Raw genomic sequence first — 14,347 nt, 5'->3', positions numbered from 1 at the left:
GATTGAAACGAAAAGTGGCGGCGTGGGACGACGAATTCCTCGTAAGCGTCATCTCACGATAATTAACTCACCCGATTCCCCTGGGGTGTAGTGCTGACCTTCTCCCCTTACGCGGAAGAAGCTCGCTGCGGCGTCGGCATAAAACAATAGTTCAACGCAAGTTGAACTTCCCGATCCGCAGCCCTAGCTGTAGATGGATCAGCCCATCCTTTCCACAAGCCCCCCGAGCACGAGGCCCCGAGATGACCGAATACACCCCGCCGAAAGTATGGACATGGAACAAGCCGAGTGGAGGCGCCTTTGCCAGCATCAACCGGCCGATCGCCGGCCCGACGCATGACAAGGAACTGCCCGTCGGCAAGCATCCGCTGCAGCTCTATTCGCTGGCAACACCAAACGGAGTCAAGGTGACGGTCATGCTGGAGGAACTTCTGGCACGCGGCCACAAGGGCGCCGAATATGATGCCTGGCTGATCCGCATCAACGATGGCGACCAGTTCGGCAGCGGCTTCGTCGAGGTCAATCCCAACTCCAAGATCCCCGCTCTGATGGACCGCGGCGGCAAGACGCCTGTGCGCATCTTCGAATCCGGTTCGATCCTGGTCTATCTCGCCGAAAAATTCGGCGAATTCCTGCCCAGCGAGCAGCCGGCCCGCGCCGAAGTGCTGTCCTGGCTGTTCTGGCAGATGGGCTCGGCACCGTATCTGGGCGGCGGCTTCGGCCATTTCTACGCCTACGCGCCGGAAAAGTTCGAATATGCCATCGACCGCTTCTCGATGGAGGTGAAGCGCCAAATGGACGTGCTCGACCGCCGGCTGGCGGTGTCGCAATACCTCGGCGGCAAGGACTACTCCATCGCCGACATGGCGGTGTGGCCCTGGTATGGCGGGCTGGCGCTTGGCCGCATGTATAACGATTCCGCTGAGTTCCTGTCCGTGCACGAGTACAAGCATGTGCAGCGCTGGGCCCAGGCGATCGACGCCCGCCCGGCGGTCAAGCGCGGCCGCATGGTCAACCGGGCCTTCGGCGAGCCTGCCCTACAGCTGCACGAGCGCCACGACGCCAGTGACTTCGACACGAACACGCAAGACAAGCTGGCAGCCGAGTGAGCTGAAGGGCTAGCCGGCCGACCTCCCTCCCCCGTGGGGAGGTTGGCAGCTTCAACCGCCCGCCTCGTGTCGACGGCCGACATCCACAGCCTGTCGATGTCGGCAAGAAACGTCTCGTCGATCTCGTCGAGATGGTTCCCCTACAGGCCATCCTCGTAGAAATAGCCGAGGTCGCTCTCGATCTCCTCGGCCTTTTCGGCCTTGTCGGCCCGGATGTTGCCGAGAATTTCCGCCGCCGCCGAATAGACCAGGCATGGCAGGCCTCAAAAACAGAGCCCGCCACGACCGCCAGGTCGTGACGGGCTTTTCCCAAGTCCGACGCGGCAACCTTGTGTCGGCGCCATCATTCAGCGCAGGACCTCGACGATTTGACGGGTCTCGGGATCGACCAGGACCGTCCGGTGATTGATAACGGCGACGCGATATCTGACGTCGGGTACCTCACGCAGTTCGACCGTGTCCGGCACCGACGAGCCGAGCTTGAGCTCGACGCCCAGCAGGTTCACCGACGCAAGCGGCTCCCTCTTGATGTATTCGCGAACGACCGTCTCCTGTTCCGGCTGGACGACGACGACATTCTCCGCCAGCGCCGCACCGATACCGCCCATCAGGACGATCGCGGTCGCCGCACTCGAAAGATGAAGTTTCATGACCATTCTCCTATTGGTAACAGAACTTCCGCCCTGCATGGAAACTCCACCGCAGGTCCGGGGTTCCATTCCAAATTCAAGAATTGAAGGCATCACGAGGTTGGCCATGGTATTCAATGGTTGTTGGAACGATGCTCGGAAATTGGCGCGGAATAGCTCTCCAGCTTCACGGGTAAACTGCCGATCTGGGGCAGATATTAATGCGATTCACCTTGATGTTTGTCGTGTCCCGTGGCGCCGTTCACCGGACTTGTCTTTCGCACACGCAAATAATAGATGGGTCTGGCCACGACAGACACCGCAATCCGCTGGTCGACCAAACCAGTCATAGGCTGACGTGCAAGCCAGCGGCGATCCAGACTCACGCCCCGTCTTGGCGAGTCGGGCGCGGGAACAAACGCCGGCACCGTGAGTTTCGCCTCCAGTCTTTTGAAGGATTGGAGGCCAGCATGGCACCGCGCGGCAAACCACGCACCGACATCGAAGATGATGCACCGCGGGCCGATGGCCCGACCATCGAGCAGCAGGATTGGGACGCGGTCAAGGGCGGCCAGATCCTGCCCGACTCCGAAAACGGCGACATCGAGAAGGACGGCGAACTGCCCGAAGAAGACGACGACAACGCCTACCAGAACAGCGACGAAGCCTTGCCCGACGATCAGGAAGAAGCCGCGATCAAGCGCCACCCGACCCGCGAAGGCCGGTTCGACGAGACCTAAGCCGGAGCACTTGCAGAGAGGCTGGCGACGCTAGGCGGCGTCACTCATCTTGACCATCTTGTTGACCAACTTGCCAAAACCACATTTTCCGTGCCCGAATTATTCGCGAAAGACGCTTGGCCGGCTAAGTTTTTGCCCAGGCATTATATCAGTTTTGACTAAAATAATGGAACGTCCAATGGACATTGCCGGAACCGAACAGGCCCCCTTGGACCTTTGCGTCCGACCGCTAAGACCTTGGTCCCACGGGAGAACGCAAAAGCCCGATGTGACCGATTGAAGCCCGCACACGGGAACATCGGGCGCCGCTTGTCGTTTGTCGCAAAGGCCTGGCAGGACGACAGTCGACATCCAATTCGGAGGAACAGCGCGATGCCCCGTCGATCCATTATCGTCAAGACAGGCCATGGCCCAGGTACGGCGATTGCCGTGCTGATGGTCGGGTTGATGACGGTGGGCATCGTGTTCCTCGTCCTGGGCGGTTCGCTCTATTTCAGCGAGCCGCCACCGGATCAGCGCGCGCTGTCTTCGCCGCCCGCCCGATCGATTCAGGCGGCGGATGGCAAAGCGGCAAACTGATCGAGCCTCACCCGTCATCGTCGCCCCGGCGCAAGGCGCGAGTCTCATCATCACGACGGGCAACGGGGATATGGGGCGGCACTGCCGGCGCCGGCACCACGACCGTGATCATTACCGGCGCGGACATCACGATCGCCGTTGCTTCGTGAAGGTGACGAGGCATTGGCGCCATCGCCACTGGGTGATCAGGGAAGGTGCGCATCTGCGACTTCTACCGCTACTGAACGATATCGAAATTACCACCGCGCAGGGCACGGCCGCTGTCTGAAGCGCAGCGGCCGTCAGGCTGGTGCTGATGGCGCCTGGCGCGGTTTGACGCTCGGGACGAGGGCATTTATCCATCGGGCCGCTTGCATTAATATTAGAGACACCGAATATAGAGGTCGGCCGATGACCGCCAGAAGTCGGCCGGGCCCGGCGTGCCTCCCTTTGCACCTGGCCGCCGGGCCATTTTTCTCCTTGCCGTTCCGCCCTCAGGCGGCACCCTCAGCGCGCCAGCATCTTGCCGTCCTTCGCCGCCGCGACTGTCCGCGCCTTGGGCACCGCGACCGCCGCCTCGGGCACGCGCCTGCAAGAAAGAGAAACTGTTTTTAGACGCGAGATTCGGGCCTCGAATCCGCACTTTAGCCCCCGGCCTATTCCGCTTTCGCGGAAGTTTCGGCCGACGCGCAATATGCAATGCTCCTAATGCGGCGGTACGAGCCGCCCTGGTTGACGCGGGCGCCCGAGCCATCCCAACAATGCGCCCCCCGTCCGCGTCGACCACGGCAGCCGACTGGCGCTATAATCCGATCCGCGAAGTCGTGCGCCGGCAGTGCCGACAATGCAGTCGCGCAGACGGCAGCCGCAAGCACCACGACGGCCCCGAACAGTATCTCATCTCGACGAGGCCAAGGTCAGGCATGCGGCCTCGATCCACAAGTCCTGTTGGAGTCGGTGTTCATGGGCAATCCGGCTGCGTTGGGGCACTTTGCAACAGACTAGCCTGCGACGACGACGCTGCACAGATGATGCTGGCGGCGGTAAGGGGCAGGCCACCGCCGCCAGTGGCTTGAAAGCAGTCGCCTTACTTCAATTCCACCCACACCGGCGCGTGGTCGCTGGCACCATCCTTACCGCGCACGTCGCGGTCGATGCCGGCGGCCGTCAGGCGCCGCGCCAGTTTCTTCGACAGCAGGATGTGGTCGAGCCTCAAGCCCGCGTCGCGCGGCCAGCGGTTCCGGCGATAATCCCAGAAAGTGTAGAGCGTCTCCTTCGGGTGTTTCTTGCGCAGCGAGTCCGTCCAGCCCTGCTCGAGCAACGCGGCGAACGAAGCCCGGCTTTCCGGTTGCACCAGCGCGTTGTCGTCATAGGAGCGGGTGGGGTAGATATCACGCGGCTCGGGCACGATGTTGTAATCGCCGGCCAGCACCACAGGCAGGCCTGTGTCGAGCAGCTGTTCGGCATGCGCCTCCAGCCGCGCGTGCCATGCGAGCTTATAGGCGAATTTCGGTCCGGGCTGAGGATTGCCGTTCGGTGCATAGAGGCAAGCGATGATGATGCCATTCACCGCCGCCTCGATGTAGCGGCTCTGGCTGTCGGCATCATCACCAGGCAGGACATCGCGGGTCAGCACCGGTTCGGCACCCCGCGCCAGGATGGCGACGCCGTTCCAGGTCGGCTCGCCCTTCCACACCACGCCATATCCGGCCGCCGCAAGGGCCGAGCGCGGGAACTGCGTGTCGCGCGCTTTCAGTTCCTGCAGGCAGACGACATCGGGCTTTGCGACGGTCAGCCACGCCAGCAGGTTTTCCAGCCGGCTGTTGATGTTGTTGATGTTGAAGGAGGCTATCTTCATCTACGGGTCAGGAGGCGACCCTGCCTGCCCAAGCCTTCACCGTCTCGGCAAGCGTCTTCAGATGGTCGGCGGTGGAGAAGCCCGAGACATTCTTGCGCGGCTTCAGGTCGTGGTCGCCATCCTCCAACCAGACAACCTCAATGCTGTCGGAGAGCCCATAGCCGGCAACTTCGTCCCTGGTGCCGAACTCGTCGCGCGTGCCCTGGAAGATCAGCGTTGGCGTCTTGAGGTCGGCGAGGTGTTTGGTGCGCAATTGCTCAGGCTTGGCCGGCGGGTGGAAAGGATAGCCGAGGCACAGCAGCCCGGCGATCTCACCCTTGGCAAACATCTCGTCCGCCACCATCGAGGCGACGCGCCCGCCCATCGACTTGCCGCCGATGATCAACGGTCCCGCCACGCCCTTGCCCCTGAGGTCGGCGATCGCCTTGATGCATTCCGGGTTCACCGTCTCGGCCCGCGGCGGCGGCTTGCGGTGGCCATAGCGGCGCGCGGCCATATAGTGGAATTCGAAACGCGCCACCTGGAAGCCGGCCGCGGCCAGCGCCTTGGCGGTGGCCGTCATCGAAGGCGAATCCATCGACGCGCCGGCGCCATGGGCGAGCAGAATGGTGACGGGGGCGGTGTCGTGGCCGTCGAAGAGGAAGGTGGTCATGGGGCGGCCTTCCCCGAGAGGCCGAGTTCCTTCGCACCCCCCTCTGTCCTGCCGGACATCTCCCCCGCAAGGAGGGAGATTGCGCGCTCAGCCGCTTTCGCCAATCTCCCACTTTGCAAGAAGGAGCGGAGCGCCCAAGCTGCCGATCTCCCCCCTTGCGGGGGAGATGTCCGGCAGGACAGAGGGGGGTGCTCAAGCGCGACCATCAGTCCCTCACCCCGCCGATGTCCGCGCCAGTTGCAAATCCACGAACTGCACCCCCTTGGCTGCAACCCTCGCCCATTCGGACTCCGCGTCGAGTTCGAGATACCGCGCCCACAGCCGCCGCGCCTCCAGCAGATTGCCGGCGTCGAATTCCAGCCGGGCGAGGTTGAACACCGGATCGGCATAGGTCTTGTCCAGTGCGATCGCCTTCTGCAGGTGCCTTCGCGCCGAGGCCTCGCGGCCTTGCTCGCTCATCAGCCCGGCCAGGTTGAACCAGGCTTCGACGAAGGCCGGGTCGAGCTTTATCGCCCGGGCATAATCGTGCGCGGCGTCCGCCGCGTGGCCCCCGGCGCGCAGGCAGTTGGCGCGGTTGAAGGCGGCTATCGCATCGCTCGGGTCGATGGCCAGGCAGCGCTGGTAGAGCGCGGCAGCCCCTTCATGGTCGCCGCCCTCCTCCGCCGCTTCGGCCTCGGTGAAAAGCTCTTCCAGCGTATCGTCGCCTGTCGAACCGACGTTGCCGAGATCGAACAGCAATTGGCCGTCGAGTTCGCTCTGGCCATCCTCGAGATAGATAGCGCCGGCGCGCCCGTGCTGCGAGCCGACATTGAGCGACTTGGCAGTGAGCGAAGCCACCGGGCCGGAACGATGGACGGAGCGCGCGATCGCGCCCCATGTCGCACCGCCGGCGATGAGCCCGGCATATTTGCGCGCCAGGATCAGGTCGCGGAAGGAATAGGGTTCGCTGTCATGCTCGAAAGCGTCGAACAGGCTGAGCAGGCCGAGGTCGGCGCCCGATAGCCGCGATTGCTCGATCAGAGATTGCCTGGACAGTGAGGACGCCTCCGGCGCCTTCATCAGCCCGAGCAGGCGCAGGAAACCGTTTTCACTGAGGAGTACGCGCCCAGCCACACGCTCAGCGGAGACGCGGCGCTCGATCTCGACGTCACCGTTCCTGGAGAGCCCGGCCTTGGCCAATAGCGCTCGCCCGAACACCACATGCGTGGTGCGCCTGACAACGCCGCGCCGCAACTGGCCGTGCTGGCGCTCGACCTCGCGTGCGGCCAGCCGCAGCGGAAACGCCGCCAGCGCGCCGATGGTACCAAAGACGGCCCCTGGGACCAGGACGGCCGGTGCCGTCATTTCTTGCTCTTGCCGACCGCCTTCAGCAGATTGGCCTTCAGCGGATTTTCGGCAGCGCCGCCCGCTGCCGCCTTCCTGGCGGCGGGCTTGGCGACCTCGTCGGCCTTGCTCTTCGACTTGGCCGGTGGCTTCGACTGCGACAAGCTCGCCTTCAGCGCATCCATCAGATTGATGACATTGCCGCGCTCGGGTGCCGCCGCGATGATCGGCTTGTGGCCCTTCAGCTTCTCGCGGATCATCGTCATGAGTGCCGCCTCGTAGCGGTCCTCGTAGTTCTTCGGATCGAAGGTGGTTTCCTTCTGCTTGATCAGCGCCTCGGCGAGTTGCAGCATTTCCGGATCGGGCTTGCCGGCTGGGATGTTGCCGAAATATTCAGCTGTGCCGCGCACTTCGTTCGGATTCCTCAACGTGCACACGAACATGCCGTTCTCGCGCGGGCCGATCGTCACCACGCGTTCCCGGCTGGACAGTACAAGGCGGGCAATCGCCAGCTTGCCGGATTTGCGCATGGCTTCGCGCAGCACGGCGAAGGTTTCTTCCGCCATCGCGCCATCGGGCGCCAGATAATACGGCGCGTCCTGATAGATGAGGTCGACCTCGTCCTCGTCGACGAAAGCCTCGATGTTCATCGTGTGGCTGGATTCGATTCGCACCGCGTCGAGGTCGGCATCATCGATGATGATGTATTGCTTGTCCTCGTATTCGTACCCCTTGACCAGATCCGAACGCTCGACGAGCCCGAGTTCCGGGTCGACCGGCTTCATGTTGATGCGGTTGTGGGTCTTCTTGTGCAACTGGTTGAAGCTGATGCGCTCGCTCGCGCTGGTGGCGGGGTATAGCCGCACCGGACAGCTGACGAGGCTGAGTTTGAGGTAACCTTTCCAACTTGCCCTGGGCGCCATGATAAACTCCTACGCGGCCATGCACTGACATTACTGCAGCGCTTTTCGTCCGAAGGACGAACGAGGCTGCGGAAATCCTACACCGACCCCGCACGATACCGGCAAATCCCTGACGAAATCTTCCAATACGCCTAGGGGGCGAAGACAGAGAATAATTCAAATTGTCGGAAGCGTCGATGGAGGCGGGGGCGCAAGCTTCACAGAACCTGGGTTCTGCGAGCCTGCAGATGGATGCGCGCGCGACGGACAAGCATCCTGCGCGGCAAATTATGCGGTTCCGAGTTCCATTACCTTCTTCGCCGCAGCAGTTAGAAAGCCAGACCGATTGTAGCCGTGTAATTCCGCATACTGATCGATCTGACGGAGAATGTCCTCGGGAATGGTGACATTGACCCGAACAACCTTCTTCGCTTCAGCTTTCAGCGAAACCAGGATCGCAACACCGGTTCGGTTGTCCTTGCTCGCCATGACATCTTCTAGAGAGGATGGCTCCGGAATAGCTTCGCCATCCTCAACCAGACCGTCAACGTGGAAAGCCAGCGCCTCTTCAGCCATAGCTCGGGCGTCGTCCAAGTCCTTCCCGGCGGTTACAACCCCAGGAAAATCAGGGAAAAACACGCCGAAGTCGCTTTCGGCATCCTTATGGATAACTCCGATATACTGCTTCATGTCTCTCACCTCAGTCTCAGTCCAGATTGCTTTTCAATGCTACGCAGGGTGCCGATGGGAATGTCTCGTTTTGGGTGTGGAACGGTGACCCGTCCCGGTTTGTCGTTGTGCTTGAATTGAGCGTGACTGCCTTTTCGAGCTACCTCGAACCATCCATCAGCGACCAACGCTGAAATGACATCGGCGCTCTTCATGTGTGTGTATAAATACACACGATTTGATGCGATGTCAATGACCCTGGGCGGCGTCTACTTCGCCGTTGCGCCAACCACCGGCAAATCCCGCGCGAACTCATCAATCTCCGCCCATGGGTCCCCTGACGTCGCCAACAGCCCCGGCAGCGAGGCATAGTTCAGATCCTGCGGCGAATCGATTGTTTCCAGATCCGCCCAGCTCACAGGTGTCGAGGCCGGCAGATTGGTGCGGGCGCGCAGCGAGTAAGGCGCAGCGGACGTATGGCCGCGCGCATTGCGGTGATAGTCGATGAAGATGCGCTTCTTGCGGTTGTCCTTGCCCATGGTGGTGGTGAAGGTGTCGGGTGCGGTTGCCGCCAAATGCGTGGCGATGGCGTTGGTCGCCTGGTGCAGCTTCTTCCAGTTCTGCTTGCCCGTCACCGGCACGGTGATGTGGATGCCGCTGCCGCCGGACGTCTTGGCGAACGGCACCAGCCCCAGCCCCTCCAGTTCGCTCTTGATGTGCACGGCAGCCTCGACCACCTCGCGCCACGAAATCCCCTCGCCGGGGTCGAGGTCGAAAACGATCTGGTCGGGTTTGTCGAGGCTGGTGCGGTGGGTGCCCCAGGTGTGAAACTCGACGACGCCGAATTGCGCCAACGCCAGATAGCCCTTGGCGCCTTCCACCGAGAGGTAGGATTTGGTCTCGCCCTCGGAGTTGGTCGCCTCGAATGTCACCACCGAGGGCGGCATGCCGGTGAAGGCATGACGCTGGAAGAAGCAGTCCTTCGGCAGGCCGGTCGGGCAGCGCACCAGCGACACCGGCCGGCCGAGAATGTGCGGCAGCATGAAGTCGCCGACCAGCGCGTAGTAGACGGCGATGTCGAGCTTGGTCGGGCCGGTCTTGCCGAACAGCCGCCGCGTCGGGTTGGTCACCCAGATGGTGGCGAGGTCGGCCTCCGAGATCAGCCGCTTGCGTGTTGAAGAAACCGGCGTCGACAGGCCGACATCGCGCAAGCCTCTGAACACCGCGTGGCGCAACGCATTGTCCGATGTACGGTTGGCGTAGTGGATGCGGGCCGAGAGCAGCGGCTTCACCCAGTTCATCTCGCGCATGATTTCGCGCGGCGCCCCCTCCGGCGCCGTCGCGCCTGCTGTGAGCGGCTCCAGCCTGGCGAGCAATTCAGCCGCGGTCCCGGCATCGAAGCCGGTGCCGACCTTGCCGCGATAATGCAATTCACCGTCCTCGAATTCGGCAAGGCCGAGTGCTGCCAGACCCTCTGCCGCGTCCGATTTGGTGTAGCCGGCAATGACAAAGTCATCGCTTTGCAGCGCCTTGGTCTTGGTCCAGCTCTTGGTGCGGCCGCTCTGATAGATTGCGGTGGCACGCTTGGAGACGACACCCTCCAGCCCGAGTTCGGACGCCTGATCGTAGAGCCCCTGCCCCGAGCCCTCGACATGGTCGGAGAACTGAATGGCGGAATTGGCGCCGAGGCCGGTCAGCAATTGCGCCAGCAGCGCCTTGCGCCGGACAAGCGGCGCCTTGGTCAGGTCCCACCCATCGAGATGGAGAAGGTCGAAGGCGTAGAAGTGCAGCTTGCTGCCTGCGCCCGCGGCCAGCGCGTCCTGCAGAAGCGCGAAGCGGCTGATGCCCTTGGCGTCGAGCACGACGATCTCGCCGTCGATGATGGCATCGCGGCACGGCAGTTTGGCGAAGGCGCTGGCCAAGTCGCCATAGCGCTTCGTCCAGTCGATGCCGCCACGGGTGATCAGCTTGACCGTGCTGTCGGCGAGATGCGCCATGGTGCGGTAGCCGTCGAATTTGATCTCGTGCAGCCAGACCTCTTTGGTGCCCTCGCCATCCGGCGGTTTTGGCACCTGCGTCGCCAGTTGCGGTTCGATGCGGCTAAGTGCCGGGGCCTTGAACGCGCCCGGCAAAGTGCCTGGCTTCAGCGAACCCTTTCTGGATGCGGGTTTGGCGGCCGGTTTCGCCGGCACTACCAGCTCCTCGATGCGTTTCCCGGATTTGACGCTTTCGGGCCGCGCGGTGAGAATGTCGAGCGCGGTGTCGGAAGCGAGATCGCGCTCCTTGAACAGCAGCCAGTTTTTCTTGCTCGGGTCCTCGCCGGGTTTCGGCTTCAGCCGAGTCAGCATCCAGCCGCCATTGAGCTTCTCGCCGGCCAGCCGGAACTTGAAGGCGCCGGTCTTGAAACTCTTCTCGACATCGTCCATCGGCGCCCAGGTGCCGGTGTCCCAGACGATCATCGGCCCGCCGCCATATTCGCCCTCGGGGATGACACCCTCGAAGTCGATATATTCGAGCGGATGATCCTCGGTCTCGACCGCCAGCCTTTTGTCGGCCGGATTGAGCGAAGGCCCGCGCGGCACCGCCCAGCTCTTCAAGACATCGCCGACCTGCAGGCGCAGATCATAATGGTCCGATGTGGCGTGATGCTTGTGGACGACGAAGCGGTTGCCTTCGCCGGCAATGAGCCCGCCGGCCGGTTCCGGCGTCTTCGAGAATTCGCGCTTGGCGCGATAGGCTTTGAGTTTTGGTGGGGTTGTCATGACGAAGAGCGAAGCACGGCGGCCAGGAACAAGCCAGTCACGCTCTCAATCGTCGGTGGCCGGCGTCAACTCAAGCTCCGCTGGCGACAGCCCTTGTTGCAGTTGGCTCAGCCGGAACTCGTCGACCCAATAAGCCTCGCCGTCGACCAGAACGCGTGCCTGGTAGGTGCCGGCGGAAAAACTCCGCGCGGTGATGTAGACCTTGTGGCGATCGAGCGCCTTGCGAACCGCTGCGCGCTTGGAATTCTGGCCGATGACGGGACTGAACATGACGCTGCCCTCGGTCGCCCTGACACGCAACATGGCCGCTGTCCGCAGCCTGGCGACTGGGCTCAAGGATGACGGAGACGCGATCTCCTGTCAATTTCGGTGCATGCGCCTTGATCGGGATCGGATGCACAAAAAAACCGCCGCCTTGCGGCGGCGGGTTTGATGGTCGCGTTCGTCGAACGGCGGTTGCCTGTCAGGTCGGTGCCGACCCGGCGAAGACCGCCGTGACGCGCGAGAGCTGCTGACGCTTGTTGAGCGTCGGCTTTTCGTAAGTCTTTTTCATCGGTATCCCCAAAGCCCCAATCGGGCCGCGGCAAGGTGGGCACGCACCGGTGCTTTGTCAAGCTGCGGCTGAGATACCTCGGACTCGGTCGCTTCTGGCAGCCAGGCTCCCCAAGGTCGGATAGCTGCCCTCAGTCCTTCAATCGCCGCAAGCGGCTCATCAGGCTCCGCACTGCCTTGAGCAGCCGCGGACGTGATCGCGCCATGCCTTCGGCCCGGCTGCGCAGCAAAATGGCAGCGTTCGCAGCCCTGCCCCGCACCGTCATCGGTTCGCAGATCTCCGCCAGAACCGAGCTCGCGGCACCGATATGTTCCTTGTAGCCCTGGCTGCCGACCGACAGGTCGAAATAGTCGAACCCCTGTCCGCGCCCCCACATCATCAGCTTGCCCATCATCGTCAGGCCGGGTGAGACATTGGCGACCGCATTCTGGTCGATGCCGAGCAGGAGGGTGTGAAGCGTGCCTTTTCTGGCCAGCACGTAGATGGAGGCGAGCCAGGCTTCACCGACGCGCAGCCCGAACAGCCGCACCGATCCATCGGACAGGCCTTGCATCGCCGCGTGGCGGTAGAAGTCGACGACCGGGGTCTGCGTCAGGAGGTCGAAACGCCCCAGCTCGCGAAAGCGCTTGAGCCGCAGTTCCAGCAGCGTGTCGAAAAGCTCCTCGGTCAGCGCCGGCGTGTCGGCCTCGACCAGAGCGAGGCCGACACGTCGTTCGAAGGCGCGGCACTGCTTGTGGAACGTCTTGGCGAAGGATGGCTTGCAGATGCGCCTTATGAGCGTCTCCGGGTCGCCGTGCAGGACGAGGCCGGAGGTGAACTGGATGGAGTCGCGCGCCACCGAAAGCAGCGCCAGCGGATTGGCCACGCCGTGGATCTGCCGCGGGATTCCCGTGATGTGGATGCGATCAGCCGGCGGCAGCACGGCGCGGACCGCCGCCCAGACGGCGTCGGCACCCGGCCTGGTCCACGCTCTCGCATCCGCCAGAAGCGGCACCGAATAGTCGCACACGCGACAGCTCAGCCACTCGATCACATGATGGCCGAAGGCCCGGCGCCGCATCAGAGGCAGCAGCAGGATCGGCGCGCTCGTAGCAGCGTCGCTCACCTCGACGATAAGCAGGTCCGCGTCTTTGGGCATCAGCCGCGCGGCGATTCCATCGACCCAGGCATAGTGCTGATGGGCGGTGCAGACGCCGTCCGCCTGGTGTTGCAACCAGAGTGGCTTGACGGCCTCAAAGCTGGGGTGCAGCCGCGCCGTATAGCACGTGCCGGCACCGGCGCAGGCGGCACTCGGGGAAACCGGCCCATCGTCCGTCATCGCAACCACTTGCATTGTCCGGCTTGCCACGTGCTTTTCCTGTCATTCCGGTCCCCCACGCGAGCGCCGCAAACCCCGCATCAGTCCCTGGATCGTCTTGAGCAGCCGAGGTTTGGAGCGCACGAACACCTCGATATGGTTGCGGACCTCGAGGGCGGTGGTCACGGCATTGCCCCGCACCGTAATCCCGTGGCAAAGTTCGCGCAGGGTCGAACCCGTGGCGCCCATATGCTCCTTGTAGCTCTGGTTGCCCACCGACAGGTCGAAATAGTCGAAACCCTTCTCGCGCGCCCAGCCCATCAACTTGCCCATGATCAGAAGTCCCGGTGACACGTTGGGCACCGCGCCCTGATCGATTGATATCAGAAGAGCATGAACGGTGACTTGATGGATCAGTAGGTATTGGACCGCGATCAGAGCCTCACCGACGCGCAGCCCGAAGAGCCGCACCGATCCATCCGACAGCCCCTCGAGGGCGGCGTTTCGATAGAAGTCGACAGCCGCCCCCTGCGTCAGCAGGTCGAAACGGCCCAATTCGCGAAAGCGGCTGAGCCGCATGCGGACCAGGCTGCCGAAAATGAGCTCCACCAAGGCCGGTGTGTTGGCCTCGACCAGTTCCACGCCGCCGAGCCGTTCGAGCCGGCGCCAGTCCTTGTTGAAGGCCTTGACGAACGAAGGCCTGCATAGGCGCTTGAGGACGGTTTCCGGGTCGCCGTCGATGGCGAGGCCGAAGCTGGTATGAAGGGAATCGCGCGTGGCCGCGAGCAAGGCCAGCGGGTTGGCGACGCCGCTGATCCTTTGCGGAATTCCCGTGATGTGGATGCGGTCCGCCGGCGGCAGCACGGAACGCACCGCCGCCCACGCGGCCTGTGCGGATTGCCTCGTCCACGGGCTCGCATCGGCCAGAAGCGGTGCCGAATAGTCGCAAACGCCGCAGCTCAGCCATTCGATCACCCGATGGCCGGGAGCCGATCGCCGCATCAGCGGCACCAGCATCCGGGGCGCGCCGGTCGCGGCGTCGTTCACCTCCACGATGAGCACGTCCGCGCCTTTCGGCATCAGTCGCGCGACGATCCCCTCGGCCCACGCATAATGCTGGTGGGCGGTGCACACGCCGTCCGCCTCGTAGCGCAGCCAGAGCGGCCTGGCCGCTTCCAGGCTGGTGTGCAATCGCGCCGTGTAGGCATCGTTGGCGACGATGGTTACGGGACTGGAAGCCTGCCCTTCGGACAAGCCGGTCGCCGCAGCACTTTGCACTGCCTGGCCTGCCATAT

At 63.2% G+C, this 14,347-nt stretch carries 15 protein-coding genes; 3 read left to right on the top strand and 12 right to left on the bottom strand.

Features of this window, described 5'->3' with window-relative positions; translation table 11 throughout:
- Positions 1 to 242: 242 nt before the first annotated feature.
- Entirely contained in the window at positions 243 to 1,109 is an 867-nt protein-coding gene (yghU, locus tag NKG99_RS25150) for a glutathione-dependent disulfide-bond oxidoreductase (protein WP_352871506.1), read from the top strand.
- A gap of 347 nt (positions 1,110 to 1,456) precedes the next feature.
- On the opposite strand, the gene NKG99_RS25145 is transcribed toward yghU, so the two are convergent.
- The gene (locus NKG99_RS25145; RefSeq protein WP_352871504.1) at positions 1,457 to 1,759 is read right to left on the bottom strand and encodes a DUF1236 domain-containing protein; all 303 of its coding nucleotides are present in this window, start codon (positions 1,757 to 1,759) and stop codon (positions 1,457 to 1,459) included.
- Between the two features lie 449 nt (positions 1,760 to 2,208).
- Between NKG99_RS25145 and NKG99_RS25140 the strand changes: the two genes are divergently transcribed.
- Together NKG99_RS25140 and NKG99_RS25135 are read left to right on the top strand one after the other, a co-directional pair.
- The gene (locus NKG99_RS25140) at positions 2,209 to 2,478 is read left to right on the top strand and encodes a hypothetical protein (RefSeq protein ID WP_352871503.1); all 270 of its coding nucleotides are present in this window, start codon (positions 2,209 to 2,211) and stop codon (positions 2,476 to 2,478) included.
- A gap of 372 nt (positions 2,479 to 2,850) precedes the next feature.
- Positions 2,851 to 3,057 carry a hypothetical protein gene (locus tag NKG99_RS25135; protein ID WP_352871501.1) on the top strand — a complete coding sequence of 69 codons (207 nt, stop codon included), beginning with the start codon at positions 2,851 to 2,853 and terminating at the stop codon, positions 3,055 to 3,057.
- A gap of 1,066 nt (positions 3,058 to 4,123) precedes the next feature.
- On the opposite strand, the gene NKG99_RS25130 is transcribed toward NKG99_RS25135, so the two are convergent.
- The 11 genes from NKG99_RS25130 to NKG99_RS25085 all read right to left on the bottom strand — a co-directional run bounded on the left by NKG99_RS25130 (position 4,124) and on the right by NKG99_RS25085 (position 14,345).
- Positions 4,124 to 4,894 (bottom strand): exodeoxyribonuclease III, encoded by a 771-nt coding sequence (locus tag NKG99_RS25130; protein ID WP_352871500.1) that lies wholly within the window; start codon positions 4,892 to 4,894, stop codon positions 4,124 to 4,126.
- Between the two features lie 7 nt (positions 4,895 to 4,901).
- Positions 4,902 to 5,546, bottom strand: coding sequence for an alpha/beta hydrolase family protein (locus tag NKG99_RS25125; protein WP_352871498.1), 645 nt, complete (start codon positions 5,544 to 5,546; stop codon positions 4,902 to 4,904).
- 213 nt (positions 5,547 to 5,759) lie between these two features.
- Positions 5,760 to 6,890 carry a tetratricopeptide repeat protein gene (locus tag NKG99_RS25120; RefSeq protein ID WP_352871496.1) on the bottom strand — a complete coding sequence of 377 codons (1,131 nt, stop codon included), beginning with the start codon at positions 6,888 to 6,890 and terminating at the stop codon, positions 5,760 to 5,762.
- On the bottom strand, positions 6,887 to 7,792 hold the full coding sequence (gene ku, locus NKG99_RS25115; RefSeq protein WP_352871495.1) for a non-homologous end joining protein Ku: 906 nt from the start codon (positions 7,790 to 7,792) through the stop codon (positions 6,887 to 6,889). Before ku ends, NKG99_RS25120 begins: the two co-directional genes overlap by 4 nt.
- A 267-nt stretch (positions 7,793 to 8,059) precedes the next feature.
- Complete coding sequence (locus NKG99_RS25110) at positions 8,060 to 8,461, bottom strand: type II toxin-antitoxin system HicB family antitoxin (RefSeq protein WP_352871493.1); 402 nt, start codon at positions 8,459 to 8,461, stop codon at positions 8,060 to 8,062.
- 5 nt (positions 8,462 to 8,466) lie between these two features.
- Positions 8,467 to 8,655, bottom strand: coding sequence for a type II toxin-antitoxin system HicA family toxin (locus tag NKG99_RS25105; protein ID WP_352871492.1), 189 nt, complete (start codon positions 8,653 to 8,655; stop codon positions 8,467 to 8,469).
- 54 nt (positions 8,656 to 8,709) lie between these two features.
- Positions 8,710 to 11,202: a DNA ligase D gene (ligD, locus tag NKG99_RS25100; protein WP_352871490.1), complete on the bottom strand. Its 2,493-nt coding sequence runs from the start codon at positions 11,200 to 11,202 to the stop codon at positions 8,710 to 8,712.
- A 45-nt stretch (positions 11,203 to 11,247) separates the two neighbouring features.
- Positions 11,248 to 11,472, bottom strand: a complete 225-nt coding sequence (locus NKG99_RS25095; protein ID WP_352871516.1) for a hypothetical protein — start codon at positions 11,470 to 11,472, stop codon at positions 11,248 to 11,250.
- A 193-nt stretch (positions 11,473 to 11,665) separates the two neighbouring features.
- A complete protein-coding gene (locus tag NKG99_RS36000; RefSeq protein WP_502910910.1) occupies positions 11,666 to 11,755 on the bottom strand; it encodes a putative RiPP precursor in 90 nt (29 codons plus the stop codon).
- Positions 11,756 to 11,885: 130 nt separating this feature from the next.
- Positions 11,886 to 13,103, bottom strand: coding sequence for a GNAT family N-acetyltransferase (locus NKG99_RS25090; protein ID WP_502910909.1), 1,218 nt, complete (start codon positions 13,101 to 13,103; stop codon positions 11,886 to 11,888).
- A gap of 12 nt (positions 13,104 to 13,115) precedes the next feature.
- Positions 13,116 to 14,345 carry a GNAT family N-acetyltransferase gene (locus tag NKG99_RS25085; RefSeq protein ID WP_352871488.1) on the bottom strand — a complete coding sequence of 410 codons (1,230 nt, stop codon included), beginning with the start codon at positions 14,343 to 14,345 and terminating at the stop codon, positions 13,116 to 13,118.
- Positions 14,346 to 14,347 lie beyond the last annotated feature (2 nt).

Source organism: Mesorhizobium sp. M1409, assembly GCF_040317535.1.
Classification (GTDB): Bacteria; Pseudomonadota; Alphaproteobacteria; order Rhizobiales; family Rhizobiaceae; genus Mesorhizobium.
The sequence above is the reverse complement of the archived record's forward strand: the minus strand, read 5'-3'. Positions and strand labels throughout refer to the sequence as shown.

What these genes read in the sequence shown, in the direction of transcription:
- ligD (WP_352871490.1), bottom strand. Translation starts at nt 11,202, where the DNA reads ATGACAACCCCACCAAAACTCAAAGCCTATCGCGCCAAGCGCGAATTC.
- NKG99_RS25095 (WP_352871516.1), bottom strand. Translation starts at nt 11,472, where the DNA reads ATGTTCAGTCCCGTCATCGGCCAGAATTCCAAGCGCGCAGCGGTTCGC.
- NKG99_RS25085 (WP_352871488.1), bottom strand. Translation starts at nt 14,345, where the DNA reads ATGGCAGGCCAGGCAGTGCAAAGTGCTGCGGCGACCGGCTTGTCCGAA.
- NKG99_RS25110 (WP_352871493.1), bottom strand. Translation starts at nt 8,461, where the DNA reads ATGAAGCAGTATATCGGAGTTATCCATAAGGATGCCGAAAGCGACTTC.
- NKG99_RS25140 (WP_352871503.1), top strand. Translation starts at nt 2,209, where the DNA reads ATGGCACCGCGCGGCAAACCACGCACCGACATCGAAGATGATGCACCG.
- NKG99_RS36000 (WP_502910910.1), bottom strand. Translation starts at nt 11,755, where the DNA reads ATGAAAAAGACTTACGAAAAGCCGACGCTCAACAAGCGTCAGCAGCTC.
- NKG99_RS25120 (WP_352871496.1), bottom strand. Translation starts at nt 6,890, where the DNA reads ATGACGGCACCGGCCGTCCTGGTCCCAGGGGCCGTCTTTGGTACCATC.
- NKG99_RS25125 (WP_352871498.1), bottom strand. Translation starts at nt 5,546, where the DNA reads ATGACCACCTTCCTCTTCGACGGCCACGACACCGCCCCCGTCACCATT.
- NKG99_RS25145 (WP_352871504.1), bottom strand. Translation starts at nt 1,759, where the DNA reads ATGAAACTTCATCTTTCGAGTGCGGCGACCGCGATCGTCCTGATGGGC.
- yghU (WP_352871506.1), top strand. Translation starts at nt 243, where the DNA reads ATGACCGAATACACCCCGCCGAAAGTATGGACATGGAACAAGCCGAGT.
- NKG99_RS25130 (WP_352871500.1), bottom strand. Translation starts at nt 4,894, where the DNA reads ATGAAGATAGCCTCCTTCAACATCAACAACATCAACAGCCGGCTGGAA.
- NKG99_RS25135 (WP_352871501.1), top strand. Translation starts at nt 2,851, where the DNA reads ATGCCCCGTCGATCCATTATCGTCAAGACAGGCCATGGCCCAGGTACG.
- ku (WP_352871495.1), bottom strand. Translation starts at nt 7,792, where the DNA reads ATGGCGCCCAGGGCAAGTTGGAAAGGTTACCTCAAACTCAGCCTCGTC.
- NKG99_RS25105 (WP_352871492.1), bottom strand. Translation starts at nt 8,655, where the DNA reads ATGAAGAGCGCCGATGTCATTTCAGCGTTGGTCGCTGATGGATGGTTC.